Genomic DNA, 25470 nt, shown 5'->3' with positions numbered 1-25470 from the left:
ACGTCAGCCGTTGGCTTCGAGCGCGGCGATCCGCCTGCGCAGGAGGTCCAGGTCCCGCTTGCTGTCCGCGAGGCTGGCCTTGAGCGTGTCGAGCTGCTGCCGCTGCGCCACGGACTGCTGCATCAGATTGGTGACCGCCAGGTTGGTCGCGTAGAGCTGGCTGCCGTTGACGCCATCGGTACTGTCCTGCGTCAGGATGCCCGCCGCCATGTAGGCGACCGTGCGTTGGCGGTCGGGACTGCCGACCGAGACGGAGTCATCGCGGTCGGCGACGCTGCTCTCGCCGAGGGCTACGCTGCGTTTGCCGGTCACGTTGCTGTAGGCGCCCAGCGCGATGGAGCGCACGCCGGTGGCCTTCGCCTGCAGGCCGATGCCGATGGCGGCCACGTTGAAGACCACCGTATCCGTGCCGAGCGCAATGGCGTAGTGCAGCGCCGACGACGAGTTCCGGCCGATCGCAATGGCGTCGATGTCACCGGAAGCACTGGCCAGATGGCCGATGGCGATGCTGCCCGACTGGTGGGCCACCGCTTCGGGGCCAACCGTTACCATGGTCCGGTCGGCGCCTGGGTTGACCTCCTTCGAGCCGACGAGGAAGTAGGGGGTGCTGGCGGTATCGCTCTGCAGCGCGGCCACATCGGCCGCCAGCTTCTCGGCTTCCTGCTGCGTGGCGTGCAACTGGCTGCCGGTCACGGCCTCGTTGCTGGTGGCCGACAGCGCGCCCGGCGCCACGTTGACGATGGGACGCTGGCGTTGCGCGTTGCCCACCGACACCACGTAGTCGTCGTCGGCCACGCTCTGCGCGCCCAGCGCCACGCTGCCCAGGCCGAATGCCGTGCCGTGCGCGCCCAGCACGGTGGACAGCTCGCCCTGGCTCGACGCATTGCCGCCCAGCGCCACGCCGTCCGCCTCACCCGCGACGGCGAGATAGCCGATGGCCACGTCGCCCCGCGCCAGTGCCTTGGCATCGGCACCGATGGCGATCGTCGACGTATTGAAGCTCGACGCGCGATAGCCCACGGACACCGAGTTGCCCTCCCCGATCGCCCGGGCATCGAGGCCGAGCGCCACGCTGTTGGTGCTCTCCGAGACCGCGCGCGGCCCGATTGCCACCGTATCGGTGCCGGTGGCCGATGCGTCGGCGGCCAGGCTGTTCGCGCGGAAGTATGTGAAACCCGATTGTCCCGGCGCGGCGACTTCTGCCGCGCCGGATTCCTGTACTGATTCTGTCATGTGCTGCTCCCAAGAGTGGCCCGCGAAGTGTTGCCGGGCAGGGCCATCATTCCAAACCGGGAGCAGCCGGGGAATGGATTGGCTAGCTTCTGGCCTCCAGCGCGGCGAGCCTGCTCTGGAGCCTTTGCAGGGCCTCGCTGACCGCCTGGAGCTGGCCGAGCGTGGCGGCGTCGGAGGGGTCTGTTCCGTCTGCCACGTTGGTCAGTTGCCGCCGCAAATCGGATCTGCCGACCGATACCGATGCACTGCGGTCGGCGGCGTCCTCGCTCCACCCCGTATTCACGCGGAAAAACTTGATTCCCTGTTGTGCGATGACGTGCTCCTGGATTGCCCGTCGAAAGGAAGATCACCGGCGGCAGCCGGGCTTCGGCGGCCTTGCCAGACGAGTCCATCCTTTCAGACAACCGGAGGCCGGGCCATGGATTGCGGCCCTTCCATCGCTACATCTGCGACTTGCCACGCAGGCCCTCTTCCAGCAGCGAGCGCAGCTTGGCCAGCGCGCCGGGGTCGCCATGGGCGGCGGCGCGGGCGTACCAGATCTTGGCCTGTTCGACGTCGCGCTCGACGATGCCCGGATAGCCGCGCTCGTAATAGCTGGCGACGATGTACTGCGCGCCGCCGTCGCCGGCCGTGGCCGCCTTCGAGTACCAGGCGAACGCCTGGCCGTAATCGCGCGGCACGCCGCGTCCGGTGAAGTAGTTGGTCGCCAGCGCCATCTGGGCTTGCGTATGCCCGCCCTGCGCGGCCCGCTCGTACCAGCGGTTGGCCTCCTCCAGCGATTTCGGCACCAGCCCGCCGCGTTCGTGGAGGTCGCCCAGCGTGAACTGGGCATGCGTCATCTGGTTGTCGGCAGCGCGCCGCAGCCAGACCAGCGCCTCCTGCGGCTTCGCCGTGGTCCCCTCGCCGCGCAGCAGCATCATCGCGTAGTTGAACTGCGCCAGCCGGTTGCCCCGCTGCGCGGCGGCGGCAAAGCCCTGCAACGCGGCGTCGAAGTGGCCCGCCTCATAGGCGGTCACGGCGTCACGGGTCTGGGATTGGGCGGGAGCCGGCGTTTCGGGGGCGGCGACGGCTGGCAGGCCGACCGCCATGGCAAGGACGAGGGCGGCCAGGCGGATCGGGGGAAAGGACATGACGTGGCTCCGGAATCCTGCAGCTGGCGCGGAAAAGCCAGGCTCGTCTTCAGTGTAGGATGCCGGCAAACGGATCCATATCATCCAGATGGATATCTATAGCTCATAATTACATATCGACATCGATATCATGAATACAGGCCGCATTCCTTTGCGGGCGGCGGCCTGAACAGCGGATACAGCCTCAGTTCTCCTTCTCGATCGCCGCCAGCCGCGCATCGAGCGCGTCGAGCCGCTGGTCCAGCGCAGCGACCACGTCCGCCAGCATCTGGCGCAACTGCTCGACGTTGACCGCATCGGTGCCGTCCGTGCCTGCGCCGACATGGACGATCTGGCGCGTCGCCTCCTGCGTGCCCACCGATACGGCGCGCTTGCGGTCGCACACCGAGCCGGCGCCCAGTGCCACGCCATCCACCGCTTCCGCCCGTGCGTCGCTGCCCAGCGCCGCACCCCGGTCGGCAAACACCTTGGCGCCACCGCCGATCGCCACCCCTCCCGGCGCGGCCGCTGAAGCCTTGGTTCCCATCGCCACGGAGGAGTCCTCGCTGGCCGCGCTGCCCGTGCCGATGGCGAGGCTATAGAAGCCCGTCGCCTTGGCGGAGCGTCCGAACGCGCTCGCGCCCTCGTCGGCAGCGCTTGCCCGGGTGCCTACGGCGGTCGAGAACGTTGCCGGCGCGCTCGCGGAGCCGCCCGCCGCCAGGCTATGGTCGCCCTCGGCGACGGTCTCGGCACCGAGCGCGGTCGCTCGCGGCCCGGCAGCCAACGCGCCGCGCCCCACGGCCACCGTGTAGTAGCTCGACGCGTGCGCGGTCGTGCCGATGGCCAGGCCGTTGTGCTCGCCGTCGGCAATGGCCTCGGTGCCGATGGCAATCGCGTCGCCCACCTGGGCATTCGCGGATGTACCGACGGCAATGGCGCCACCGCCCGACGCCGACGCATCGGGGCCGTTGCTGTTCGCCCGGAAGTATGGAATGCCGGATTGGGCTTGTGCTGTCTGAGTGGTTCGCTGAGTCATCGCTTCGCTCCGGATATCAGGGATCGGGAATCGCCGGCGGCACGGCAAGCACCGTACCGTGGCGGAAGCATCGTTTCAGACCCCCGATGGGAGGTACATGGAGCAGAACCGGTCAACCCCGATCCGTGTGGCCCGCCAGCGGCCTACCCCGCAAACCGGTAGCCCACTCCCACCTCGGTGAGCAGGTGTACTGGCTGCGCCGGATCGGCCTCCAGCTTGTGGCGCAGGTGCCCCATGTAGACGCGCAGATAGTGGCTGCTTTCCGAATGTGACGGCCCCCACACCTCCCGCAGCAGCTCCCGGTGCGTCATGACCTTGCCGCGATGGGCGATCAGCACGGCCAGCAGCCGGTATTCGATCGGGGTCAGGTGCACGGCGGCCTCGCCGCGCGTGACCAGCCGGTTGGCCAGGTCCACGCGCACCTCGCCGAACTGGATCTGGGGCGTGCCCTGGGGATTGGCCTTGGCGTGGCGGCGCAACAGCACCCGCACGCGCGCCACGAGTTCGCCCACCCCGAAGGGCTTGGTCAGGTAGTCGTCGGCGCCGGCGTCCAGCGCGGCGATCTTGTCGGCCTCGCCGGTACGGGCCGAGAGCACCAGCACCGGCACCTCGGTCCACGTACGCATCTCGCGGATCAGCGTCATGCCGTCGCCATCGGGCAGGCCCAGGTCCAGCACGACGATGTCGGGCTGGCGGGTGCCGGCGTCGATCAGGCCGCGCTTGAGCGTCTCGGCCTCGTGCACGGTGCAGCCTTCGGCCTGCAGCGATTCGCGCACGAAGCGTCGGATATGGGGTTCATCCTCGACCAGCAGGACGGTCGGCGAGAAATCGAAAGGCATCGCGGGCGGACTCAGTGCGGAAAGTGAAGGGTTTCGTCGAGCGGCTCGGGCTCGATGGCCGGCGGGTTGCCGCGCGGCAAGGCCACGATGAAGCGGGCGCCGGGCGTGGCGGGCTCGACCCAGATCCGGCCGCCGTGCGCCTGCACGATGGCCTCGCAGACCGCCAGTCCCAGGCCCACGCCAGCCGTGGCCGATTCGCGCTCGCCGCGTGTGAATTTCTCGAAGATATGGCGCGCCTGGCCGGCCGGCACGCCGGGGCCCTCGTCCTCGACGATCAGCCGCACCTCGTCGCTGGCCTCGCTGCCGGTCACCTCGCCGCGCACGCGCACCACCGTGCCCGGCGGCGTGTACTTGGCGGCGTTCTCGAACAGGTTGCACAGCACGCGCTCCATCAGCACGCCGTCGCACTCGACCAGCGGCAGCGCGGAGAGGTCCGCCACGTCGATGCGGTGGCCCGCCAGCGTCTCGCGCATCGACGCCAGCGCCGCGCCCACCAGTTCCTCCAGCGATTGCCAGCCGCGCTGCAGCGTGACGTCGTGCTGCTGCAGCCGTGCCATGTCGAGCAGATTCACCACCATCGTGCGCATGCGCTGCGCCTGGGCATGGATCGCGTCCACCGTGTCGGCCACGTCGCGGGCCAGCGGCGGCTCGGCGCGCTGCAGCGTCTCGGCCATGCCGAGCAGGCCGGTCAGCGGCGTGCGCAGGTCGTGCGACACCGCCGCCAGCAGCGAACTGCGCAGCCGCTCCGATTCGATCGACAGCAGCGCGCGCTGCGCCACGTCCACGTAATGCAGCCGCTCGATGGCAATCGCCATCAGCGTGGCGAAGACATCGGCCTGCCGGCGCAGCGCGGGCTCGGCCAGCGCGTGCCAGGCGCGCGGCTCCACGGCCAGCACGCCGCGCGTCTGCATCGGCGCCTTCAGCGGCAGGTACAGCACGGTGCTGCCCGGTAGCGTATTGGTGCCGGTGCCGGCCGGCTCGCCGTGGTCGAACACCCACTGCGCCAGCACGGTATCGGTGGCTTCGCCCTTGGGTGTGCGCGGGCCGCTGTCCGCCGATGCCGGCGGCGCGGGCGGCGACATCGGGACCAGCCGGCGGCTGTCGTTGACGAGGAAGAACGTGGCGTGCGCATCGAACGCCGCGTGCAGGAAGCGCCCGCCGATCTCGACGATCTGGGCGGTGGTGAGCGCCGCCGACAGTTCGCGCGCCAGTTCGTAGAGCGTGCGCGCGTCGGTCTCGCGCCGTACCGAGACCTGCGCCTGCTCGCGCAGCCCTGCGGTCAGCTGGCCGATGACCAGCCCGACCGCCAGCAGCACGAAGAACGTCAGCAGGTACTGCACGTCGCTGACCGCGAACGACATGCGCGGGGCCACGAAGAAGAAATCGAACGACGCCACCGACAGCACCGACGCCACCGCCGCCGGCCCGCGCCCGTGGCGCAGCGCCACCACGACCACGGCCACCAGGAACAGCATCGCGATGTTGACCTGGTCGAACCATGGCCGCGCGAGCATCGAGACAGCCGTGGCCACCCCGCACCACGCCACCGCCCAGCCGTAGTCGCCGCTGCGCAGCGTCGCGGTACCGGCCGCCGCTGCGCCGTCGTGCCCGGGGCGGGCCGGGCGGCTTTCGGGGCGCATATGGTCGCGCACGGTATCGGCGGCCACCCGCATCACATCGACCTCGGGGCACCCCGCCGCCAGGGCATCGGCAAACGACTGCCGGCCGATCAGCCGGTTGCCGGCGCCGAGCAGCGGCGCGATGGCCCGCGCCAGCCACATCCGCGCCCGTTCGACGAGCCCCCCTTCGGCGCGCCATTCGGTGCGCGCCCTGCCCACCAGCACCTTGGTCAGGTTGTGACGGCGGATATAGCCGGCCACGGCCTGCACCAGATCGTGGCCGGCAAGCGTCTCGGTGCGGGCGCCCAGCGATTCGGCCAGTTGCATCGCCGCGCGCAGGCGCACCCGCAGCGTGTCGGCGGGCGGCACGAGGTGGGACGCGGCGATGGTCACCACGTGCCAGTCACAGTCGAGCTGGCTCGCCAGCCGGTGCGCGCTGCGCACCACCTGCTCGGCATCGTCGCCCAGCCCGATGCACGCCAGCACTGCCTCGCGCGTGCGCCACACCGGCGCGATCGACTTGGCATCGCGGTACGCGCGGACATCGTCGTCCACGCGGTCGGCGGTGCGGCGCAGCGCCAGCTCGCGCAGCGCGATCAGGTTGCCCTTGCGGAAGAAATTGCGCGCCGCGTGGCGCGCCTGCTCGGGCAGGTAGACCTTGCCCTCGCGCAGCCGGCGCAGCAGTTCGTCGGCGGGGAGATCGACCAGCACCACCTCGTCGGCACCATCGAACACGGTATCGGGCACCGTTTCCCAGACCCGCACGCCGGTGATGCCGCCGACCGCCTGGTTCAGGCTGTCCAGATGCTGCACGTTGACCGTGGTCCAGACGTCGATGCCGGCGGCCTGCAGTTCCCCGATGTCCTGCCAGCGCTTGGGATGCCGGCTGCCGGCCGCGTTGGAATGGGCCAGCTCATCCACCAGCACCAGCGCGGGGCGCCGCGCCAGCGCGCCGTCGAGATCGAACTCGCGCAGCACACGGTCGCGGTACGGCACCTCGCGCAGCGGCAGGTGCTCCAGGCCCTGCACCAGCGCCTCGGTCTCGGTGCGGCCATGCGTCTCCACCACGCCGATCACCACGTCGGCCCCCTGCTCGCGCAGCGCCCGGGCGGCGGCCAGCATCGCAAAGGTCTTGCCTACGCCAGCCGACGCGCCAAAGTACACCCGCAGCTTGCCGCGCGCGGCGCGCACGTCCTCCGCCTGCATGCGTTGCAGCAGCGCGTCGGGATCAGGACGAAGGGGGTCGGTCATCGTGCGGCGATTGTGCCATGTGGGCGGGGAATTTGTTTTTAAGCTGCCCTCGGTTTTCTCCCCTCTCCCGCGAAGTGGGAGAGGGGGCGCAAACACGCGCTACTTGATGTCATCCAGCGCCAGATTCAGCTTCAGCACATTGACGCCCGGCTCCCCCAGCACGCCCAGCCCCGGTCCCTCGGTGTTCGCCTTGACCAGCGCCTCGACCCGCAGCGTCGGCAAGCCGCGCAGGCGCGCCACGCGGGCCACCTGGTATTGCGCCGCCGCCACGCTGATATGCGGGTCGAGGCCGCTGCCCGACGCCGTGACCAGATCCACGGGGATCGGCGCGCGGTTGCCGGGATCGGCTTCGTGCAGCGCGTCGATGCGGCCCTTGGCGGCGTCGGTCAGCGCGGGGTTGGTCGGGCCGAGATTCGAACCTACCGACGCCGCACCGTTGTAGGGCATCGGCGCGGTGGCCGAGAGGCGGCCCCAGAAGTACTTCGGGTCCGAGAACGGCTGGCCGATCAGTTCCGAGCCAACCGTCTCGCCATGGCGGACGATCAGCGAGCCGGCGGCCTGATGCGGGAACACGGCCTGGGCGATGCCGGTGACCAGCCCCGGATACAGCAGCCCGGTAACGACCGACAGCGCAACGAACAGGGTCAGCGCCGGGCGCAGCATGCCGGGCTGGCTGGCCGGCGTTTCCAGCTTGAGATGGCCTTGTGCGGACATAGCAATTCTCCTAATTTCAGATCCAGCCGACCATCGTCAGCAACATGTCGATCAGCTTGATCCCGGCAAACGGCACCACGATGCCGCCCAGGCCGTAGATCAGCAGGTTGCGGCGCAGCAGCACGGCCGCGCCGAGCGGGCGGTACGTGACGCCGCGCAGGGCCAGCGGAATCAGCGCCACGATGATCAGCGCGTTGAAGATCACGGCCGACATGATGGCCGACGCCGGCGTGGACAGATGCATCACGTTGAGCAGGTTCAGCTGCGGATACGTGGTGGCAAACGCGGCCGGGATGATGGCGAAGTACTTGGCGATGTCGTTGGCCACGCTGAACGTGGTCAGCGAGCCGCGCGTCATCAGCATCTGCTTGCCGATCTCCACGATCTCGATCAGCTTGGTCGGGTTGCTGTCGAGGTCCACCATGTTGCCGGCCTCGCGCGCCGCCTGCGTGCCGCTGTTCATGGCCACGGCCACATCGGCCTGGGCCAGCGCGGGCGCATCGTTGGTGCCGTCGCCGGTCATCGCCACCAGCCGCCCCTGCCCCTGGTACTCGCGGATCAGCGCGAGCTTGGCCTCGGGCGTGGCTTCCGCCAGGAAGTCGTCGACGCCGGCCTCGGCCGCGATCGAGGCCGCGGTCAGCCGGTTGTCGCCGGTGATCATCACGGTGCGGATGCCCATCTTGCGCAGTTCGCCGAAGCGTTCGCGGATGCCGGTCTTGACGATGTCCTTGAGCTCCACCACGCCCAGCACGCGCACGCTGTCCTCGGTGCCTTCCGACACCGACTCGCAGACCACCAGCGGCGTGCTGCCGGCGCGCGCCACATCGTCCACGGATTGCATCACGGCTTCCGGAAACTTGCCGGCGCGTTCGGTCACGTAGCGGCGCAGCGCATCGGCCGAGCCCTTGCGCACGCTGCGCACCAGGTTGCCGCTGGTCATGTCCACGCCGCTCATGCGCGTCTGCGCGGTGAACGGCACGAACACCGGCGCACCCATGCCACGCGTGGTCAGCTCCGGCGCCGCCGTGCCGGGACGCTGGCGCGCCAGCGTGACGATGCTGCGGCCCTCGGGCGTCTCATCGGCCAGCGACGACAGCCACGCGGCCTCGGCCAGCTGGCGCTCGGTCACGCCGGGCGCGGCGATGAAGCGCGCGGCCTGGCGGTTGCCGTGGGTGATCGTGCCGGTCTTGTCGAGCAGCAGCACGTCCACATCGCCGGCCGCCTCCACCGCGCGGCCCGACGTGGCGATCACGTTGGCTTCCATCATCCGGCTCATGCCGGCCACGCCGATGGCCGACAGCAGCCCGCCGATGGTGGTGGGGATCAGGCAGACCAGCAGCGCCACGAGCACCGTCACTGACACCGGCACGCCGGCCTTGGTCACCAGCACCGCGTAGAGCGAGTACGGCTGCAGCGTGGCGGTGGCCAGCAGCAGCACCAGCGTCAGGCCCACCAGCAGGATGGTCAGCGCCAGCTCGTTCGGCGTCTTCTGGCGCTTGGCGCCCTCGACCATGCCGATCATGCGGTCGATGAAGCTCTCGCCGGGATTGGTCGTGATGCGCACCACGATCCAGTCCGACAGCACGCGTGTGCCGCCGGTGACCGACGAGAAGTCGCCGCCGGATTCGCGGATCACCGGCGCGGATTCGCCCGTGATGGCGCTTTCGTCCACCGACGCCACGCCTTCGATCACCTCGCCGTCGCCGGGAATCATGTCGCCGGACTCCACGAGCACGATGTCGCCCCGGCGCAGCTCGGTGGCCGCGCGTGGCTCAGTGGCACCCGTGGCACGGGCGTCGGTGCGGCCCGCGCGCACCACGCGGGCCATGGTGGTGGTCTTCAGGCCACGCAGCGCGGCCGCCTGCTGCTTGCTGCGGCCTTCGGCCAGCGCCTCGGCAAAGTTGGCGAACAGCACCGTGAACCAGAGCCAGACGGACACCGCCAGGATGAAGCCGGCCGATTCGCTGGCGCCCTGCTCCGGCGCCAGCCAGGCGCGCAGGAACAGGATCGTCGTCAGGATGCTGCCGGCGTAGACCACGAACATCACCGGGTTGCGCAACTGCGCACGCGGCGACAGCTTGCGCAGCGCATCGACGACGGCCGGCTTCACCAGCTCGGCCGAGAACATGCTGCGCGGCGGGCGCGGGAGCGCCTGGGCCTGCGGGGTGGCGGGGCCGCCGTTACGCGACGGCGCGGCATTGGCGGCACGATCGGCGGCACGCGTCGCCGGGGATTGTTGTTGCATGCGAATTCTCCGCGGATTACTTGGCAGCCGCCGTCACGGCGGCAGGCTGCAATTGCTCGGCAACCGGCCCCAGGGCCAGCGCGGGCACATAGGTCAGCGCGCCGACGAGCAGCACCGAACCCACCAGCAGCGTCACGAACAGCGGGCCGTGCGTGGGCATCGTGCCCGCCGAGACCGGCGTGCGGCGCTTGGCGGCCAGCGAACCAGCCATCGCCAGGACCGGCACGATGATCCAGAAGCGTCCGAACCACATCGCGGCAGCCAGCAGCACGTTGTAGAACGGCGTGTTGGCGGACAGCCCGGCAAACGCGCTGCCGTTGTTGTTGGCCGCCGACGAGAGCGCGTAGAGCACCTCGGAGAAGCCGTGCGTACCCGGGTTGAACACCCCGGCGCGTCCCGGCTCGACCATGATGGCGATGGCCGTGCCCACCAGCACCAGCAGCGGCGTGACGAGGATCGCCACGGCGGTCATCTTCATCTCGTACGCCTCGATCTTCTTGCCCAGGTACTCGGGCGTGCGGCCGATCATCAGGCCGGCGATGAACACCGCCAGCACCGCGTAGACCAGCATGCCGTACAGGCCCGAGCCCACGCCGCCGAACACCACCTCGCCCAGCTGCATCAGCAGCATCGGCACCAGTCCGCCGATGGCGGTGAACGAGTCATGCATGGCGTTGACCGCGCCGCACGACGCCGCCGTGGTGATCGTGGCAAACAGCGCGCTGGCCGAGATGCCAAAGCGCACTTCCTTGCCTTCCATGTTGCCGCCGGCCTGCAGCGCCGACGCCACGTGGTCGATCGGCAGCCCGGCCAGCGCGGCGTTGAACTGCTGCTCGGACACCATGGCCGCCACCGCCATCACGACGAAGATCACCGTCATCGACGCGATCACGGCCACGCCCTGGCGCCGGTCCCTGACCATCTCGCCAAACGTGAAGCAGAGCGCGGCCGGGATCAGGAAGATCGCCAGCATCTCCAGCAGGTTCGAGAACGGCGTGGGGTTCTCGTACGGATGGGCCGAGTTGGCGTTGAAGAAGCCGCCGCCGTTGGTGCCCAGCATCTTGATGGCTTCCTGCGAGGCCACCGGACCCATGGCCAGCGTCTGGCGGTCGGTCTTCGCCGCCTCGGTGACGGGCTTGCCCCCGGCATCGAGCACCGGCTGCCCGGCCGCGTCGACCTTGGGCTGCGTGTACTCGACGGCGGTGACCAGGTGAACCTCCTTGTAGCTGTCGAAGTTCTGGATCACGCCCTGGCCGACCAGCGCCACGGCCAGCACCACCGACAGCGGCAGCAGCACGTAGAGCGTGGTGCGCGTCAGGTCGACCCAGAAGTTGCCGATGGTGCGCGCGCCGTGGCGGGCAAACCCGCGAATCAGCGCGAATACCACCGCAATGCCGGTGGCCGCCGAAACGAAGTTCTGCACCGTCAGCGCCAGCATCTGCGTCAGGTAGCTCATGGTCGATTCGCCGGCGTAGCCCTGCCAGTTCGTGTTGGCCACGAAGCTGATTGCCGTGTTGAACGACGAATCGGGCGAGACCGCACCGAAACCCTGCGGGTTCAGCGGCAGCACGCCCTGCAGGCGCTGGATGGCGTATACGGCCACGACCCCGATCACGTTGAACACGATCACGGCCACGGCGTACTGCTTCCAGTTCATCTCGGCGTCGGCGCGCACGCCCGACAGGCGGTAGAGACCACGCTCGAACGGCCGGCCCCAGGCGGTCAGCCGGTAGTTGCCCTCCTCGACGGCGCAGCGCATGTAGCGGCCCAGGAACGGGCCGACCACGAACAGGATGGCCAGGAACAGGACCAGAAGTCCTGCAAATTCAGAAAACGGCGATGTCGACATCAGAATTTCTCCGGCCGGAACAGCGCGACGAGCAGATAGACGAAGATGGCGACGGCCAGGCCGCCGCTAAGCAGGTCGGTCCAGTTCATCAGAGCCCCCTGTCGCTGGCCGAATGCTTGGCCGACGCGCCGTCGTCCACGCTGCCGCGCCCGGCGGGAAGATTGGCGCCCAGCGCGGCGCACAGGGCCAGCAGCGCGCCCGTCAGCGCGCCAAAGGCCAGCAATACGAGGAAATAGATCCCGTCCATGACATGTGTGCAGGCATGGCGCCTGCCGAGTGATTCACGGACTGAAGGGTAGGGATCGGGGGGTAAAAACGGGGTAGAGAGGCGGGAGGGGGGTGTAAACGAGATATAAAAATGGGGCGGACCGCGAGCGGGTCCGCGCGCCGGTGCCTACAACCACCCCGCCTTGTGCAGCTTGTTCCAGAGAAACCCGCAGGCCGTCACCGTGACGCCGATCACGGCCGGGTAGGCCAGATGCCATTTCAGCTCGGGCATGAACTCGAAATTCATCCCGTAGAGTGAAAAGACCACGGTCGGCACGGCCAGGATGGCGCCCCAGCCGGCCAGGCGCTTGACCACCTCGTTCTGGGCCACGGTCACCAGCGCCAGGTTCACCTGCACGGCCGTGGTCAGCATTTCGCGCACCACGTCGAGCGAGCGGACGATGCGGCTGCAGTGGTCCTCGATGTCGCGGAAGTAGGCGCGCAGCTCCTTGGGTACGAGGTCCTCGTGCAGGCGGATCAACTGCCCGCACATGTCCTCGACCGGATAGACCGCGTTGCGCAGCCGCAGCACCTGATGCTTGACGTGGTAGAGCCGTTCGATCGCCGCGCGGTCGAATTCGTCGCGGAAAATGCCCTGCTCCAGCGATTCGAAGGTGTCCTCCAGCCGGGTCAGGATCGGCAGGTAGTGGTCGACCACGAAATCCATCAGCGCGTAGAGCACGTAGCCGGGGCCGTTGGCCAGCCCGTGCGGGTCCAGCTCGCAGCGCTCGCGCACCGGGGCATAGGTGGAACTGGCGCCGTGGCGCACCGACACCACGTAGTTGGGGCCGACGAACAGGTGCGTCTCGCCCACCACCACTTCCTCGCCCACGAGCTGGGCGGTGTTCAGCACCACGAAGACCGAATCGCCATAGCTTTCGAGCTTGGGCCGCTGGTGGGCGTCCAGGGCGTCCTCCACGGCCAGGTCGTGCAGCCCGAACGCCTGCTGCACGCGGCGCAGCAGCGCCAGATCGGGTTCGTGCAGGCCCAGCCAGACGAAAGTACCGGGCTCGGCAAGCGCCCCGCCGATGGCGTCGAACTCGACCGGGCCGAGCTTCTTGCCGTTCCGATAGGCTGCGCAGTTGACGATGGCGCCCATATGCACTCCGCTGTGAGGGTGCGACATGCTAGCAAGTCCGCGCGACCGGTGCAGCGCGTGCCACGCGCCCGCGCCATATGGTCCGCATCGTCCACCCCGCGCCAATGACCCAATATTTGTTACAGTTCGCGCGAAATCCGACGTTAGAATGTCCCATTTCCACGGTCACCGACTATGTCTCAGAAGAAATCGCCACGCTTCGAGCTGCGCAGTGGCAATGTCGACGCCCTCCTTCTCGCACTGAATACCGCCGATACGGACGCGCTGCGGGACGACCTCCTCTCCCGCTTCGAATCGACCCCCGATTTCTTCTCCGACGACGTCGTGGCGCTGGACCTGCGCCGCCTTGACGGCGACGGCGCCGTGGCGCTGGACCGCGTGATCGAGACCCTGACCACCCTGAATGCGCGCGCCATCGGCGTGGTGGCCCGCGCCGCCCAGCGCGACTGGGCCGGCGGTTTCGGCCTGCCGCTGCTCGACAGCCAGAGCCGCCGGGGCGGCCGCGACGAATCGCCGAAAGCGGAATCCGAGCCGGCCGAGGCGGCGGCCACCCCCGGGCAAACCCTTGCCGAGCCCCCGGCCGACGGCATTGCCGAAGCCAATGGCACGGCCAATGGCGCCAGCGCCGACATCGCCGAGATCATGGCCGCCGCCACGGCCGCAGCCGGTCCGCGCGCCATCCCCACCCTGATGATCGACAAGCCGCTGCGCTCGGGCCAGCAGATCTACGCCCAGGGCGACGTGGTGATCCTGGACCTGGTCAGCTACGGCGCCGAAGTCATCGCCGAGGGCAACATCCATATCTATGCCCCGCTGCGCGGCCGTGCGCTGGCGGGGGTCAAGGGCAACCCCGACGCGCGCATCTTCTGCACGTGCCTGGAGCCCGAACTGATTTCCATCGCCGGCATCTACCGGACCGCGGAGCAGACCCTCCCGGCCGAGGTGCTGGGCAAATCGGCCCAGGTTCGCCTGGCAAACGAAAAGTTGATCCTCGAACCGCTGCGGATGAAATAAGCTGCGCCGATCGGGGAACGAAATCCACTCAAACCGGACCATAGAGCCATGGCAAAAATCATCGTAGTGACCTCCGGCAAGGGGGGCGTTGGCAAAACCACCACCAGCGCGAGCTTTGCCGCCGGCCTGGCCCTGCGCGGGCACAAGACCGTCGTGATCGATTTCGACGTCGGCCTGCGCAACCTCGACCTGATCATGGGTTGCGAGCGCCGGGTGGTCTATGACCTGATCAACGTCGTCCAGGGTGAAGCGAACCTGAACCAGGCGCTGATCAAGGACAAGAAGTGCGAAAACCTGTTCATCCTGCCGGCCTCGCAGACGCGCGACAAGGACGCGCTGACCCGCGACGGCGTGGAAAAGGTCATCAATGACCTCAAGGCCATGGATTTCGAGTACATCGTCTGCGATTCGCCGGCCGGCATCGAGACCGGGGCGCTGATGGCCATGTACTTCGCCGACGAGGCGCTGATCGTGACCAACCCCGAGGTGTCCTCGGTGCGCGACTCGGACCGCATCCTCGGCATCCTGGCCTCGAAGACCAAGCGCGCCAGCGAGGGCGACCCGATCCGCGAGCACCTGCTGATCACGCGCTACAACCCGAAGCGCGTGCACGGCGGCGAGATGCTGTCGCTGACCGATATCCAGGAAATCCTGCGCATCAAGCTGATCGGCGTCATTCCGGAATCGGAAGCCGTGCTGCACGCTTCGAACCAGGGCACGCCGGCCATCCACCTGGACGGCACCGACGTGGCCGACGCCTATGGCGACGTGGTGGACCGCTTCCTGGGCAAGGAAAAGCCGCTGCGTTTCACCGATTACCAGAAGCCGGGGCTGCTCTCGCGCATCTTCGGCAACAAGTAAGGAGGACCCATCCACATGTCGATCCTGTCCTTCCTGCTGGGGGAGAAGAAGAAGTCCGCTTCGGTTGCCAAGGAGCGGCTCCAGATCATCCTCGCCCATGAACGCACCGGCCATTCGGCCCCGGCCGACTACCTGCCCGCGCTCCAGCGCGAACTGGTGGCCGTGATTTCGAAATACGTGAAGATCAGCGACCAGGATCTGCGCGTGAGCCTGGAGCGCCAGGACAATCTCGAAGTGCTCGAAGTGAAAATCGAGATTCCGCAGGCCTGATAATCGGCCGCCGGTTTCGCCCGGTCCCGATTGGCGCGATTCCCCGCGCCAATCGCAATATCTTTAAATATCCCCGGCTCATTATCGCGGCCGATCAGGGATAACCCTCCCCTCTCCCGCAGGGGACCTCGCACCGCAACAGCCGTCCCGTGAGACGGCTGCGTGGCGTGCCACCTCCCTCCCCGCTCCGCCTTTCCCCGCTTGCCATGCACCAGTCTGGCGCGTGCTGCCATGCACCATTTACACAGCTTTATGACAATTTGTAGCGGCAAACCAACGGAATTGCACCAAATGTCTCTTCGAGGGCGCGCTCCAGTTCGGTTTTATGTCCGAGTCAGCCGCCTTTTGTTAAATTTTCGCGGCGTTGAGAGCAAACGTCATTCAAATGGACGCGCCGTGATCCGGTGCAGTCCAACCACAAGACAGAAAAGGAGCACCATGAAGAAATCGCTATTGGCCCTGGCACTGGGTTCGCTGTTTGCCGGCAGCGCCTTCGCACAAACGTCCGTGACGCTGTACGGGATCGTCGACCAGAGCGTCCGCTTCCAGACCAACGCCGACGCCGCCAACCACAGCCAGACGCAACTGACCAACGGCGCGATCACCAACAGCCGCTGGGGCCTGAAGGGCAGCGAAGCCCTCGGCAACAACCTGAAGGCGATCTTCCAGCTGGAAAACGGCTTCGATCCGGATACCGGCCGCGCCAACCAGGTCAGCACCGCCAACCCGGGTGGCCGCCTGTTCGGCCGCCAGGCCTACGTCGGCCTGGCCGGCGACTTCGGCGCGATCAAGCTGGGCCGTCAGTACACCGAGGGCTTCAACCTGTTCGGCGACTTCGACCCGCTGACCATCGGCAACTACGACAACAACGCCTGGCCGTTCTTCCTGACCCAGTTCCGTGCCGACAACGTGGCCAGCTACTCGGGCTCGTTCAAGGGCCTGAACGTGGGCGCCAGCTACGGCTTCGGTGAAGTCGCCGGCAGCATGACCAAGAACCAGTACTGGGGCACGCGTGCTTCGTACGACTTCGGTCCGTTCGGCATCGGCGGCGTGTACCAGGAAGTGCGTAACTCGGCCAGCGAGAAGCAGCAGATGTGGGGCCTGGCCGGCAAGTACAGCATCGGCGCCGCCAAGGTGTTCGTCGGCTACGTGGGTGGCCGCGACGCGACCGGCACGATCGACAACGGCTTCATGAACCGCTCGGCCGCCAGCACCACGCCGGCAGCCCAGGCCGCTACCGCAGCCGGCGCCGTGAACACCCCGCGCAAGGACACCATCGGCTACGTCGGCCTGACGTACCAGGTGACCCCGGCCCTGGCCGTGACCGGCGTGTTCTACGGCGACCACATCGAAGACAAGAACGGCGCCAGCAACAGCGGCAACCGTTACACCGGCGTCCTGCTGGCCGAGTACTCGCTGTCCAAGCGTACCCAGGTCTACGGCACGATCGACTACAACAAGGTCACCGGTTCGGCTCAGTCGGAAATGCCTGGCAAGAACAACCAGACCGGCGTCGCCGCTGGCATCCGCCACATTTTCTGATCGGCTTTTCAGATCAGCTGATTTTGGGAAAGGCACCTTCGGGTGCCTTTTTTTTCGCCCTCACGCGCCCCCGCCGCCCCCTCGTCACCGGCTGGCCGTGCTCGTCGACGCGTTCCAGCCTGTAGCCGTAGGTGTACACGGGCTGCACGCGCACACCGTTTTCGTCCCATAGTCCGAGCTTGTTGCGCACGCGCGAGATGTGGGTGTCGATGGTGCGGGACATCGGCGGGATATCGCGGCCCCAGATCGCCAGCACCATGTGTTCGCGCGGCACGACGCGGCCCTCGTTGCGGAACAGCAGCAGCGCCAGTTCGAACTCCTTGGGCGTGAGCGTGATGACGGCGCCGTGGCGCGTGGCCTGGCGGGCCAGCACGTCGAAGGTGAAGGCGCCGCACGTGATCAGGCTGTCGCCGCAGGCCCCGATATCGGGATACGCGCGCCGCAGCAGCGCGCCCACGCGGGCGGCCAGCTCCACAGGGCGGATCGGCTTGAGCATGTAGTCGTCGGCCCCGGCCCCGAGCGCCGCCGCGATGTCGGCCTCGTCGTCGTGGGCGGCCAGGAACATCACCGGGATGCGCGGATCAAGGTGGGCCCGCGCCCACTCCAGGATTTCCATCCCGCCCATGCCGGCCACGCGCCATTCCAGCAGCAGCAGGTCGAAGCTGACGCGGCGCAGGGTCAGCAGCATGCGCCGCCCGTCGGAGAACGTCCGGCACTCGTGGTCTGCGCGGGCGGCCATGTCGCGGATGCTCCGGGCATGCGCCGGGTTGCCTTCGAGCGCCGCGATCCGGAAACGCGTCCGGTCTTCGCTGTCCTGTTTCTGCGTCCTGGCTGTGCTGCGTGTCCTTGTCATGCGTCGGCATGCCCGCTGCGGGCACGGTAGTTAGGCATGACGTCCATTAGAGGCGTTGTGCGCCACAAAGCATATGAGACGGTTCTCATTTTGCGGTCGGGCACAAATGTTTACTTCGTCCTTACGGCCGCGCGGCCTAACATGGCCCGCGTTGCCTGACGTCCAGGCAGCCAGGCAAACCGAGGAAGCGAAGGAAATACGATCGTGAAGATTGCAGCGCTCGAAGACAATCCGGCGCGCGCCATGGTGCTGGAGCGCGCCCTGCACCCGGGCGGCCATAGCGTGGCGCGGTTCCGCTGCGGGCCGAGCCTGGTCGCGGCGATTCATCGCGAGCCGTACGACATGCTGCTGCTCGACCGCGACGTGGTGGGTACCGACGCCGAGAAGCTGCTGGACTGGATCCGCCGCACGCTGGGCAGCGGAGTACCGGTGATGATGCTCGGCGCGAGCGATGCCGAGCACGATGTGGCGCGGTGCCTGACGGCGGGCGCCGATGCCTACGTGCCGCAGCCCGCCCGCCAGGCTGAGCTGCTGGCCCGGATCGAGGCGCTGGGCCGGCGCGCGGCGGCCTCGGTCGGGCTGACCGTGACCGTTCCGCCCGGCCCGCCCCGGCTGGAGGCTGAGGCGGAGCTATCCGATCCGCTGGTATGCGGTGCGTTCCGCTTCCTGGTCGGCCAGCGCGAGGTCCATGTCCATGGCGAGCGGGTCACGCTCTCGCCCAAGGAGTACGCGCTGGCGCTGCTGCTGTTCCGCCACCTCGGCGCGCTGGTGTCGCGGCAGATGATGATCGAGCAGGTCTGGCACAACCCCGGCATGCAGGAGCAGGCGCGCACCATCGACAGCCACCTCTCGCGCGTGCGCACCAAGCTCCGGCTCTGGCCGTTCAACGGGGTGATGCTGCGCACCGTCTACCGGCTCGGCAGCCGGATCGACTACGTCTGACGACGCGTCGGCTCAGTCGGCCCTGATGCCGGCTTCCTTGACGATGCGTGCGTTCTCGGCCGATTCCGCGCGGATGGCCGTGGCGAACTGGGCCGCCGTGCCGCCGGTGGGCACCTCGCCGCCGCGCAGCAGGCGGTCGCGCACCTCGGGCTCGGCCAGCGCCTTGTTCAACTCGGCGTTGAGCTTGTTGACGATGGCCGCCGGCGTCTTGCCCGGCGCGAAGATGCCGAACGTCGAGGTCAGGTTGGCCTTGGGGTAGCCGAGTTCGTCGAAGGTCGGCACGTTGGGCAGCGCTTCCAGCCGCTTGGGCGCCCCTACCGCGATGGCGCGCAGCCGGCCGGCCTGCATGTGCTGGGTCAGCATCGGGCTGGCATTGGTGCTCATGACCTCGAACTGGCCACCCAGCGCATCGTTCATCTGCTGGCCGGCACCCTTGTACGGGATCAGCGTGACATCCGCCTTCGACTTCGCCTTGACCTGCTCCAGCATCACATGGCCCACCGTGCCAAGGCCCGAGGTGGCCCAGCGCACCGAGCCCGGCTTCGCCCTGGCCTGTCCGATCACGTCCTGGAAGGTCTTGCCGGCAAACGCTGGCGTGGCAACGACCAGCACCGGCGAGTACATCACACTCATCACGGGCGCCAGGTCGTGCTGGGGATCGTAGTTGACGCGGCCCACGTGCGGGTTCAGCGTCAGCGGGCTGGTCGAGGCGAAACCAAGCGTGTAGCCGTCCGGGGCGGCCTTGGCCACCGCGTCGATGCCGATCGAACCGCCGGCGCCTGCCTTGTTCTCGACCACCACCGAGGTGCCCATCTGGAGCGACAGCTTCTCGCCCAGCGCGCGCGCCACGGCATCGCTGATGCCGCCCGTCGGGTAGGCCACGATCATGCGGATCGGCTTGCTCGGGTAGGCGTCGGCGGCCATGGCGGGGGCCGTCAGGGTGAAGGTGGCGGCAAGCGCGGCGGCAAGCAGCGGCAGGGATCGGATCGCGGCCATGGGATGGGATGTGGGGCGTGGAGGGATATGGACGGGCGCCATTTTAGCCGAACGGCCATGGCACCCGCGCAGCGGGCGCGGCTATCGCACCAGCGGATGCTCGGGCACCCACGACACGAACAGCTCGTTGGCGCGATCGTAGAGGCGCCAGCCGGTGCCGCACTCGCGGCAGGTGAACGCCATCATGCTGAACGGCACGCCGGCCGCGCTCTGGCTCACCAGCGGCGCGGTGGAACGCAGGGCCAGGCAGGGATGCGGCTCGCGGCGGCGCGAGTCATCGGCCAGGTCGCGGCAATGGGCGCAGGCGGGGCGGGCAGGCATGGCGGGCTTGGGGAGCGGTGGCACGGCGGACGTCATGACCGTGATGATGCCGCAAAACCAGTGCCAGGGTCGTTGCACACCGGACGTGCGGCGCGCGCCCCCTGCTCCGCGCGCCCCGGCCGCCCGCCCCGGGGCGTCAGGCCGCCCGGGCCTTCTCGCGCAGGTCGGGCAGGAACACCGCCAGCAGGCCCAGCAGCGGCAGGTAGGCGCACAGTGCGTACACCGTCTCGATGCCGTGCGCGTCGGCCAGGCTGCCCAGCACGGCGGCGCCAATGCCGCCCATGCCGAACGCAAACCCGAAGAACAGGCCCGACACCATGCCCACCTTGCCCGGAATCAGTTCCTGCGCGAACACCAGGATGGCCGAGAACGCCGACGCGAGGATGAAGCCGATGATCACCGTCAGCACCGCCGTCCAGAACAGGTTGGCATGCGGCAGCATCAGCGTGAACGGCGCCACGCCGAGGATCGATGCCCAGATCACGCGCTTGCGGCCGATGCGGTCGCCGATCGGACCACCCAGGATGGTGCCGGCCGCCACGGCAAACAGGAACAGGAACAGGTAGATCTGCGAGGTCTGGCGCGCCAGGCCGAACTTCTCCATGAGATAGAACGTGTAGTAGGTGTTCAGGCTCGCCATGTAGAAGTACTTCGAGAAGATCAGCATCAGCAGCACGGCGATGGCGCGCACCACCGTGGCCGTGGGCAGCTTCACGGCCGGCGCGGCGCCCTTCTTCTTCGCCGCGCGCTCGGCCAGGTGGCGCGCATACCAGCCGCCGATCTGCCACAGCACCGCAATGGCCAGCACCGCCGCCAGCGAGAACCACGCCACGCTGCCCTGCGAATGGACGATCCAGGCGGCCAGCAGCGGCCCCATGGCGCTGCCGCCATTGCCGCCCACCTGGAAGATCGACTGTGCCAGCCCGTGCTGGCCGCCCGAGGCCAGCCGCGCCACGCGCGACGACTCCGGGTGGAAGATCGACGAGCCGGTACCCACCAGCGCGGCGGCCACCAGCAGCACGCCGTACGTGGGCGCCACCGACAGCAGCAGCAGTCCGCCCAGCGTGAAGCCCATGCCGATGGCCAGCGAGTGCGGCTTCGGATGCTTGTCCGTGTACAGGCCGACGATCGGCTGCAGCAGCGACGCGGTGATCTGGTACGTCAGCGTCAGCAGGCCGATCTGCGTGAAGCTGAGGTTGAAGCCGCCCTTGAGCATCGGATAGATGGCCAGGATCAGCGACTGGATCATGTCGTTGAGGAAGTGCGCGAAGCTGATCGCGTAGAGCACGCGGAAGCGCGTGCCTTCCTCGCGCTGGACGGGTGCCTGGGAGGTGGAATTGAGAGTCGTACTCATGGTGCGGGGGCGCATTGGCCAGTGGTCGGTCCGGAACGTTCCCCGATACCTCGACGTAACGCGTGCTTTCGGGAAAGTACGATGATGCTAATTGGCAAAGCCGCGCCTGTCCTGCGAGAATGAGGCCGCAACCTTCTCAAAAAGGACATTTCGACGATGCCCGGTGCGCCGCACGACTCCTCCGCGGAGAAACGCTTCGACACCCACGCCGCGCGTCCCGCCTACCTGCAGTACGACCGCAGCGAGATGCCGGTCACGGCGATGGCGGCGGACTACGTGCCCGGCCATGTGACCCGCCCGCACCAGCACCCGCACGCCCAGCTCGTGCATGCGGTGCAAGGCGTGATGGTGGTGTCGACCGCCGAGGGCCAGTGGATCGTGCCGCCCACGCGCGGCATGTGGATGCCGGGCGACGTGGTGCACTGGATCCGGATGGTGGGCCGCGTGCAGATGCGCACCGCCTACATCCGCCCCGACGCCGCACCGGACCTGCCCACGCGCTGCACCGTGCTCGGCATCTCGCCGCTGCTGCGCGAACTGATCCTGGCGGCCATCGACATCCCGCCCCAGTACGCGCCCGACTCGCGCGATGGCCGGTTGGCGCGGCTGCTGCTCGACGAGGTCAAGCTGGTGCCCACCCTGCCCCTGCACTTGCCGCGCCCGGCCGACGCCGGCCTGCGCCAGATCTGCGACGAGATCCTGGACAGCCCCGACACCGGCCTGACGCTGGCCGACTGGGGCGCAAGACTGGGTGTCGATCCGAAAACGATCCAGCGGCGCTTTGCGCGCGAAACCGGCATGACATTCGGCCGGTGGCGCCAGCAGGCGCGGCTGCTGGCCGCGCTGCAACGGCTGGCCGCCGGCAACAAGGTGGTGGATGTGGCGCTCGACATGGGCTATGGCAGCCCCAGCGCCTTTGCGACGATGTTCCGGCGGCAGTTCGGCATGCCGCCTAGTGCTTTCTTTAAATAACGCGCTGCGACGTAGTTATTCCGCCAGATAGCGCTCGACCAACCGCGTCCAATAGGCCGCGCCGACGGTCAGGTTGTCGTCGTTGAAATCGTAGCCGGCGTTATGCAGCAGCGGCTGGTTGGCGCCGTTGCCCATCCGCACGAAGCAGCCCGGCCGCTGCTGCAGGAAATACGCAAAATCCTCGCTGCCGGCGATCCGGTGGAAGTTGCCGATGGCGCGTTCCGGGCCGACCAGTTCCTCGGCCACCTGCCGCGCGAACTCGGTCTCGGCCTCGCTGTTCACGAGCACCGGGTAGCCGCGCACGTAGTCGATATCGGCCGTAGCGCCGTAGCCCTCGGCGTGCGAGGTCACCAATTGGCGAATCCGCGATTCCATCGATGCCCGCACCTCGGCGCTGAACGAGCGCACGCTGACTTCCATCCGCGCGCTGTCGGGAATCACGTTCGGCGCATGCCCGGCGTGCAGCGTGCCGATGGTGACCACGGCGGTCTCGTTCGGATCGACATTGCGCGCCACGATCGATTGCAGCGCCATCACCAGGCTGCCCGCCACCAGGATCGGGTCGATCGACTGGTGCGGCCGCGCGGCATGGCCGCCCTTCCCTCGGATGGTGATATTGACCGTGTCGCACGCCGCCATGAACGGGCCGGAGCGGAACATGAAGGTACCGGCTTCGACACCCGGGTGGTTATGCAGCCCGAAGATGGCGTCGCACGGAAAGCGCTCGAACAGGCCATCGGACAACATGCGCTCGGCGCCGCCGCCCGCGCCGATTTCCTCGGCCGGCTGGAAGATCAGGTGGACGGTGCCGTTGAAGTGACGCGTACGCGCCAGTTGCCGCGCGGCACCGAGCAGGACGGTGGTGTGGCCGTCATGGCCGCAGGCGTGCATCTTGCCCTCGTGCACGCTGGCATACGGCAGGCCGGAGCGCTCGTGGATCGGCAGCGCATCCATGTCGGCGCGGATGCCGATGCTGCGCTTGCCGCTGCCGGAGCGCAGCGTGGCCACCACCCCGGTACCGCCCACGCCACGCGTGACCGTGTAGCCCCACCCTTCGAGCTTGCTCGCCACAAGCTCGGCGGTGCGGACTTCGTTGAACGCGAGTTCGGGATGCTGGTGGATATTGCGGCGGATGTCCTGCAGTTCTTCACGCGAGTCGAGCGTGTCGTGAACCGTGCAGAACGAACGCGTGGGAGCGTCCTTGGCGAGGCTGACCGAGACGGTCTTCAATATCGACTCGATTTCGGGGGCGTGTTCAGACATGGCATTGCTCTTGGTGGCAGACATGTAGGAACAGTATTTCACGCGATGCCGAAGGGTAAAACCCTGATTGCCGAATTCGTGCGAAAGCGCCCCAAATGCCCCCAAAACTGTTGCCCTTAACGGACGCTTTGTTTGCAAACGCGACGCTTTGAAAAAGCATGTTTCAGCGGGGAACCCCGCTGACCCACGAGATGGGTCAGGTATCCCCGCCGATTTTCCACATCACGATAATCAGCGCGCGCCGTACGCCACCACCTGCTGGCGCTGCGCGCCCAGGCCCTCGATGCCGAGCGTCATCACGTCGCCGGCCTTCAGGTAGCGCGGCGGCTTGAACCCCATGCCCACGCCGGGCGGCGTGCCGGTGGCGATCAGGTCGCCCGGCTCCAGCGTCATGAACCGGCTCACGTAGCTGACAATCGTCGCCACGTCGAAAACCATGGTGGCGGTGCTGCCTTTCTGCATGCGCTCGCCATTGACGTCGAGCCACATCCCGAGCCGCTGGGCGTCGGGTACCTCGTCGCGTGTCACCAGCCACGGGCCGACCGGGCAGAACGTGTCGCAGCCCTTGCCCTTGTCCCACGTACCGCCGCGTTCGAGTTGGAACTCGCGCTCGGAGACATCGTTGACCACGCAGTAGCCGGCCACGTGTTCGAGCGCCTGGGCTTTCGACACATTGCGCGCCGTGGTGCCGATCACCACGCCAAGCTCCACCTCCCAATCGGATTTCTGCGATTCAAACGGCAGCATGACCGCGTCGTCCGGGCCGTTCAGCGAGGAATTGGCCTTCAGGAAGACGATCGGCTCGGCCGGCAGCGGCATGCCTGCCTCGGCCGCATGATCGGCGTAGTTCAGGCCGATGGCGATGATCTTGCCGATGCCAGTCCAGGGCACGCCGGGGCGCGCGTCCCCGGCCAGCGGCAGCGTGGCGGGGTCCAGCGCGGCCAGCTTCGCCAGCGCGGCGGGCGCCAGCTGGGCCGGCCCGATCCCTTCCACCACGCCCGAGAGGTCGCGTACGCGGCCATCGCGGTCAATCAGGCCGGGACGCTCGGCACCGGGCTTTCCTGTGCGGACAAGTTTCATCGCGCTGCACTCCTCGGGAGGACGGTAATGGGGGGCACTCAGCGGGCGCCGAGCAGTTCCTCGATCTTCGCCACGAACTGCTTGTCGTCGGGCTTCACCATGCTGTTGAAGCTGCCGGCCACCTGGCCTTTGCGGTCGATCAGGTACTTGTAGAAGTTCCACTTCGGCGCCGTGCCCGATTCCTTGGCCAACAGCGTGTACATCGGGTTGGCCTCGCTGCCGCGCACGTGGGACTTGCCCAGCATCGGGAACTTGACGCCGTAGGTGTTGTAGCAGAAGTCCGAGATTTCCTTCGACGAGCCCGGCTCCTGCGAGAAATCGTTCGACGGGAAGCCCAGCACCACCAGTCCGCGATCGCGGTACTTGGCGTACAACTGCTCCAGCCCCTCGTACTGCGGCGTGAAGCCGCAGTAGCTCGCGGTATTCACCACCAGCACAACCTTGCCGGCGTACTGGCACAGGTTCTGGGGCGCTTCGTCCTGCAGGCGCGGGAAACGGAAATCGAGCGAGGCCGGGCAGTTGCCGGGCTGGGCGGCGGCCGTGGCGGGCTTGTCCGCCTTGCCGGCGGCGCGGGCCGGCTGCGGCAGCAGGCTGGCTGCGGCGGCCAGCCCCAGGGCAGCCGTCAGCGCCAGGCGCTGGAACCGCTTCACATGAAGGGCAGTGGCGGCACTGCGCGGACGGGACGGATAGCGGGACATCGGTTCAGACTCCATTTTCCAGAGGATGCCGGCAAGTCTAACG

25 protein-coding genes are annotated in these 25470 nt (G+C 68.0%); 6 read left to right on the top strand and 19 right to left on the bottom strand.

Annotation, left to right across the window (positions count from 1 at the left end; all coding sequences use genetic code 11):
• Positions 1 to 3: 3 nt before the first annotated feature.
• The 12 genes from EV147_RS14725 to EV147_RS14675 form a co-directional block, all read right to left on the bottom strand.
• Entirely contained in the window at positions 4 to 1233 is a 1230-nt protein-coding gene (locus EV147_RS14725; RefSeq protein ID WP_130391955.1) for a hypothetical protein, read from the bottom strand.
• 82 nt (positions 1234 to 1315) lie between these two features.
• Positions 1316 to 1429: a hypothetical protein gene (locus EV147_RS26475; protein ID WP_198680256.1), complete on the bottom strand. Its 114-nt coding sequence runs from the start codon at positions 1427 to 1429 to the stop codon at positions 1316 to 1318.
• A gap of 244 nt (positions 1430 to 1673) precedes the next feature.
• Complete coding sequence (locus EV147_RS14715) at positions 1674 to 2363, bottom strand: tetratricopeptide repeat protein (RefSeq protein ID WP_130391954.1); 690 nt, start codon at positions 2361 to 2363, stop codon at positions 1674 to 1676.
• A gap of 184 nt (positions 2364 to 2547) precedes the next feature.
• The gene (locus EV147_RS14710; RefSeq protein ID WP_130391953.1) at positions 2548 to 3378 is read right to left on the bottom strand and encodes a hypothetical protein; all 831 of its coding nucleotides are present in this window, start codon (positions 3376 to 3378) and stop codon (positions 2548 to 2550) included.
• A 143-nt stretch (positions 3379 to 3521) separates the two neighbouring features.
• Complete coding sequence (gene kdpE, locus EV147_RS14705) at positions 3522 to 4217, bottom strand: two-component system response regulator KdpE (protein WP_130391952.1); 696 nt, start codon at positions 4215 to 4217, stop codon at positions 3522 to 3524.
• Between the two features lie 11 nt (positions 4218 to 4228).
• Positions 4229 to 7087 carry a sensor histidine kinase gene (locus EV147_RS14700; RefSeq protein WP_130391951.1) on the bottom strand — a complete coding sequence of 953 codons (2859 nt, stop codon included), beginning with the start codon at positions 7085 to 7087 and terminating at the stop codon, positions 4229 to 4231.
• A 99-nt stretch (positions 7088 to 7186) separates the two neighbouring features.
• Complete coding sequence (gene kdpC / locus EV147_RS14695) at positions 7187 to 7801, bottom strand: potassium-transporting ATPase subunit KdpC (RefSeq protein WP_130391950.1); 615 nt, start codon at positions 7799 to 7801, stop codon at positions 7187 to 7189.
• Between the two features lie 16 nt (positions 7802 to 7817).
• On the bottom strand, positions 7818 to 10046 hold the full coding sequence (gene kdpB / locus EV147_RS14690; protein ID WP_407923237.1) for a potassium-transporting ATPase subunit KdpB: 2229 nt from the start codon (positions 10044 to 10046) through the stop codon (positions 7818 to 7820).
• Between the two features lie 16 nt (positions 10047 to 10062).
• Positions 10063 to 11895, bottom strand: a complete 1833-nt coding sequence (gene kdpA, locus EV147_RS14685) for a potassium-transporting ATPase subunit KdpA (RefSeq protein ID WP_130391949.1) — start codon at positions 11893 to 11895, stop codon at positions 10063 to 10065.
• A complete protein-coding gene (gene kdpF / locus EV147_RS14680) occupies positions 11895 to 11984 on the bottom strand; it encodes a K(+)-transporting ATPase subunit F (RefSeq protein ID WP_130391948.1) in 90 nt (29 codons plus the stop codon). The genes kdpA and kdpF overlap by 1 nt, the downstream gene beginning before the upstream one ends.
• On the bottom strand, positions 11984 to 12142 hold the full coding sequence (locus tag EV147_RS26105) for a hypothetical protein (protein ID WP_198680255.1): 159 nt from the start codon (positions 12140 to 12142) through the stop codon (positions 11984 to 11986). The genes kdpF and EV147_RS26105 overlap by 1 nt, the downstream gene beginning before the upstream one ends.
• A 147-nt stretch (positions 12143 to 12289) precedes the next feature.
• A complete protein-coding gene (locus tag EV147_RS14675; protein ID WP_130392219.1) occupies positions 12290 to 13261 on the bottom strand; it encodes a magnesium and cobalt transport protein CorA in 972 nt (323 codons plus the stop codon).
• Between the two features lie 174 nt (positions 13262 to 13435).
• Here EV147_RS14675 and minC point away from each other — a divergent pair, with 174 nt between their 5' ends.
• The 4 genes from minC to EV147_RS14655 all read left to right on the top strand — a co-directional run bounded on the left by minC (position 13436) and on the right by EV147_RS14655 (position 16948).
• The gene (gene minC, locus EV147_RS14670) at positions 13436 to 14275 is read left to right on the top strand and encodes a septum site-determining protein MinC (protein ID WP_130391947.1); all 840 of its coding nucleotides are present in this window, start codon (positions 13436 to 13438) and stop codon (positions 14273 to 14275) included.
• Positions 14276 to 14323: 48 nt separating this feature from the next.
• Complete coding sequence (gene minD / locus EV147_RS14665; protein ID WP_130391946.1) at positions 14324 to 15136, top strand: septum site-determining protein MinD; 813 nt, start codon at positions 14324 to 14326, stop codon at positions 15134 to 15136.
• Between the two features lie 15 nt (positions 15137 to 15151).
• Positions 15152 to 15406, top strand: coding sequence for a cell division topological specificity factor MinE (gene minE / locus EV147_RS14660; RefSeq protein WP_061959726.1), 255 nt, complete (start codon positions 15152 to 15154; stop codon positions 15404 to 15406).
• 438 nt (positions 15407 to 15844) lie between these two features.
• On the top strand, positions 15845 to 16948 hold the full coding sequence (locus tag EV147_RS14655; protein ID WP_130391945.1) for a porin: 1104 nt from the start codon (positions 15845 to 15847) through the stop codon (positions 16946 to 16948).
• 13 nt (positions 16949 to 16961) lie between these two features.
• Here EV147_RS14655 and EV147_RS14650 read toward each other — a convergent pair whose 3' ends face one another.
• Complete coding sequence (locus EV147_RS14650) at positions 16962 to 17687, bottom strand: response regulator transcription factor (protein WP_235844759.1); 726 nt, start codon at positions 17685 to 17687, stop codon at positions 16962 to 16964.
• A 318-nt stretch (positions 17688 to 18005) separates the two neighbouring features.
• On the opposite strand from EV147_RS14650, the gene EV147_RS14645 reads away from it, so the two are divergent.
• Positions 18006 to 18743 (top strand): response regulator transcription factor, encoded by a 738-nt coding sequence (locus EV147_RS14645; RefSeq protein WP_130391943.1) that lies wholly within the window; start codon positions 18006 to 18008, stop codon positions 18741 to 18743.
• A gap of 12 nt (positions 18744 to 18755) precedes the next feature.
• Here the strand turns inward: EV147_RS14645 and EV147_RS14640 are convergent, their stop codons facing one another.
• From EV147_RS14640 to EV147_RS14630, 3 genes are all read right to left on the bottom strand, one after another.
• Positions 18756 to 19739 (bottom strand): Bug family tripartite tricarboxylate transporter substrate binding protein, encoded by a 984-nt coding sequence (locus EV147_RS14640; RefSeq protein WP_130391942.1) that lies wholly within the window; start codon positions 19737 to 19739, stop codon positions 18756 to 18758.
• 81 nt (positions 19740 to 19820) lie between these two features.
• Positions 19821 to 20105, bottom strand: coding sequence for a hypothetical protein (locus tag EV147_RS14635; protein WP_407923244.1), 285 nt, complete (start codon positions 20103 to 20105; stop codon positions 19821 to 19823).
• 91 nt (positions 20106 to 20196) lie between these two features.
• Positions 20197 to 21414: an MFS transporter gene (locus tag EV147_RS14630; RefSeq protein ID WP_130391941.1), complete on the bottom strand. Its 1218-nt coding sequence runs from the start codon at positions 21412 to 21414 to the stop codon at positions 20197 to 20199.
• 156 nt (positions 21415 to 21570) lie between these two features.
• Here EV147_RS14630 and EV147_RS14625 point away from each other — a divergent pair, with 156 nt between their 5' ends.
• Positions 21571 to 22386, top strand: a complete 816-nt coding sequence (locus EV147_RS14625; RefSeq protein ID WP_130391940.1) for an AraC family transcriptional regulator — start codon at positions 21571 to 21573, stop codon at positions 22384 to 22386.
• A 15-nt stretch (positions 22387 to 22401) separates the two neighbouring features.
• Here the strand turns inward: EV147_RS14625 and EV147_RS14620 are convergent, their stop codons facing one another.
• From EV147_RS14620 to EV147_RS14610, 3 genes are all read right to left on the bottom strand, one after another.
• Positions 22402 to 23649: a M20 aminoacylase family protein gene (locus EV147_RS14620; RefSeq protein ID WP_130391939.1), complete on the bottom strand. Its 1248-nt coding sequence runs from the start codon at positions 23647 to 23649 to the stop codon at positions 22402 to 22404.
• Positions 23650 to 23880: 231 nt separating this feature from the next.
• Positions 23881 to 24729 carry a fumarylacetoacetate hydrolase family protein gene (locus EV147_RS14615; RefSeq protein ID WP_130391938.1) on the bottom strand — a complete coding sequence of 283 codons (849 nt, stop codon included), beginning with the start codon at positions 24727 to 24729 and terminating at the stop codon, positions 23881 to 23883.
• A gap of 38 nt (positions 24730 to 24767) precedes the next feature.
• Positions 24768 to 25427, bottom strand: a complete 660-nt coding sequence (locus EV147_RS14610) for a glutathione peroxidase (RefSeq protein WP_130391937.1) — start codon at positions 25425 to 25427, stop codon at positions 24768 to 24770.
• Positions 25428 to 25470: the final 43 nt, after the last annotated feature.

It is taken from the genome of Cupriavidus agavae (genome assembly GCF_004217045.1).
Taxonomy (GTDB): domain Bacteria; phylum Pseudomonadota; class Gammaproteobacteria; order Burkholderiales; family Burkholderiaceae; genus Cupriavidus; species Cupriavidus agavae.
This window is presented reverse-complemented; position numbering and strand designations above follow the sequence as displayed.

Excerpts from the sequence above, each read along its gene's own strand:
- kdpA (WP_130391949.1), bottom strand. The coding sequence starts at position 11,895 with ATGTCGACATCGCCGTTTTCTGAATTTGCAGGACTTCTGGTCCTGTTC.
- EV147_RS14715 (WP_130391954.1), bottom strand. The coding sequence starts at position 2,363 with ATGTCCTTTCCCCCGATCCGCCTGGCCGCCCTCGTCCTTGCCATGGCG.
- EV147_RS14625 (WP_130391940.1), top strand. The coding sequence starts at position 21,571 with ATGCCCGGTGCGCCGCACGACTCCTCCGCGGAGAAACGCTTCGACACC.
- EV147_RS14725 (WP_130391955.1), bottom strand. The coding sequence starts at position 1,233 with ATGACAGAATCAGTACAGGAATCCGGCGCGGCAGAAGTCGCCGCGCCG.
- EV147_RS14700 (WP_130391951.1), bottom strand. The coding sequence starts at position 7,087 with ATGACCGACCCCCTTCGTCCTGATCCCGACGCGCTGCTGCAACGCATG.
- EV147_RS14650 (WP_235844759.1), bottom strand. The coding sequence starts at position 17,687 with ATGGCCGCCCGCGCAGACCACGAGTGCCGGACGTTCTCCGACGGGCGG.
- EV147_RS14710 (WP_130391953.1), bottom strand. The coding sequence starts at position 3,378 with ATGACTCAGCGAACCACTCAGACAGCACAAGCCCAATCCGGCATTCCA.
- kdpE (WP_130391952.1), bottom strand. The coding sequence starts at position 4,217 with ATGCCTTTCGATTTCTCGCCGACCGTCCTGCTGGTCGAGGATGAACCC.
- EV147_RS14640 (WP_130391942.1), bottom strand. The coding sequence starts at position 19,739 with ATGGCCGCGATCCGATCCCTGCCGCTGCTTGCCGCCGCGCTTGCCGCC.
- kdpF (WP_130391948.1), bottom strand. The coding sequence starts at position 11,984 with ATGAACTGGACCGACCTGCTTAGCGGCGGCCTGGCCGTCGCCATCTTC.
- EV147_RS26105 (WP_198680255.1), bottom strand. The coding sequence starts at position 12,142 with ATGGACGGGATCTATTTCCTCGTATTGCTGGCCTTTGGCGCGCTGACG.
- kdpC (WP_130391950.1), bottom strand. The coding sequence starts at position 7,801 with ATGTCCGCACAAGGCCATCTCAAGCTGGAAACGCCGGCCAGCCAGCCC.
- EV147_RS14615 (WP_130391938.1), bottom strand. The coding sequence starts at position 24,729 with ATGAAACTTGTCCGCACAGGAAAGCCCGGTGCCGAGCGTCCCGGCCTG.
- minE (WP_061959726.1), top strand. The coding sequence starts at position 15,152 with ATGTCGATCCTGTCCTTCCTGCTGGGGGAGAAGAAGAAGTCCGCTTCG.
- EV147_RS14675 (WP_130392219.1), bottom strand. The coding sequence starts at position 13,261 with ATGGGCGCCATCGTCAACTGCGCAGCCTATCGGAACGGCAAGAAGCTC.
- EV147_RS14630 (WP_130391941.1), bottom strand. The coding sequence starts at position 21,414 with ATGAGTACGACTCTCAATTCCACCTCCCAGGCACCCGTCCAGCGCGAG.
- kdpB (WP_407923237.1), bottom strand. The coding sequence starts at position 10,046 with ATGCAACAACAATCCCCGGCGACGCGTGCCGCCGATCGTGCCGCCAAT.
- EV147_RS14620 (WP_130391939.1), bottom strand. The coding sequence starts at position 23,649 with ATGTCTGAACACGCCCCCGAAATCGAGTCGATATTGAAGACCGTCTCG.
- EV147_RS14610 (WP_130391937.1), bottom strand. The coding sequence starts at position 25,427 with ATGTCCCGCTATCCGTCCCGTCCGCGCAGTGCCGCCACTGCCCTTCAT.
- minD (WP_130391946.1), top strand. The coding sequence starts at position 14,324 with ATGGCAAAAATCATCGTAGTGACCTCCGGCAAGGGGGGCGTTGGCAAA.
- minC (WP_130391947.1), top strand. The coding sequence starts at position 13,436 with ATGTCTCAGAAGAAATCGCCACGCTTCGAGCTGCGCAGTGGCAATGTC.
- EV147_RS14655 (WP_130391945.1), top strand. The coding sequence starts at position 15,845 with ATGAAGAAATCGCTATTGGCCCTGGCACTGGGTTCGCTGTTTGCCGGC.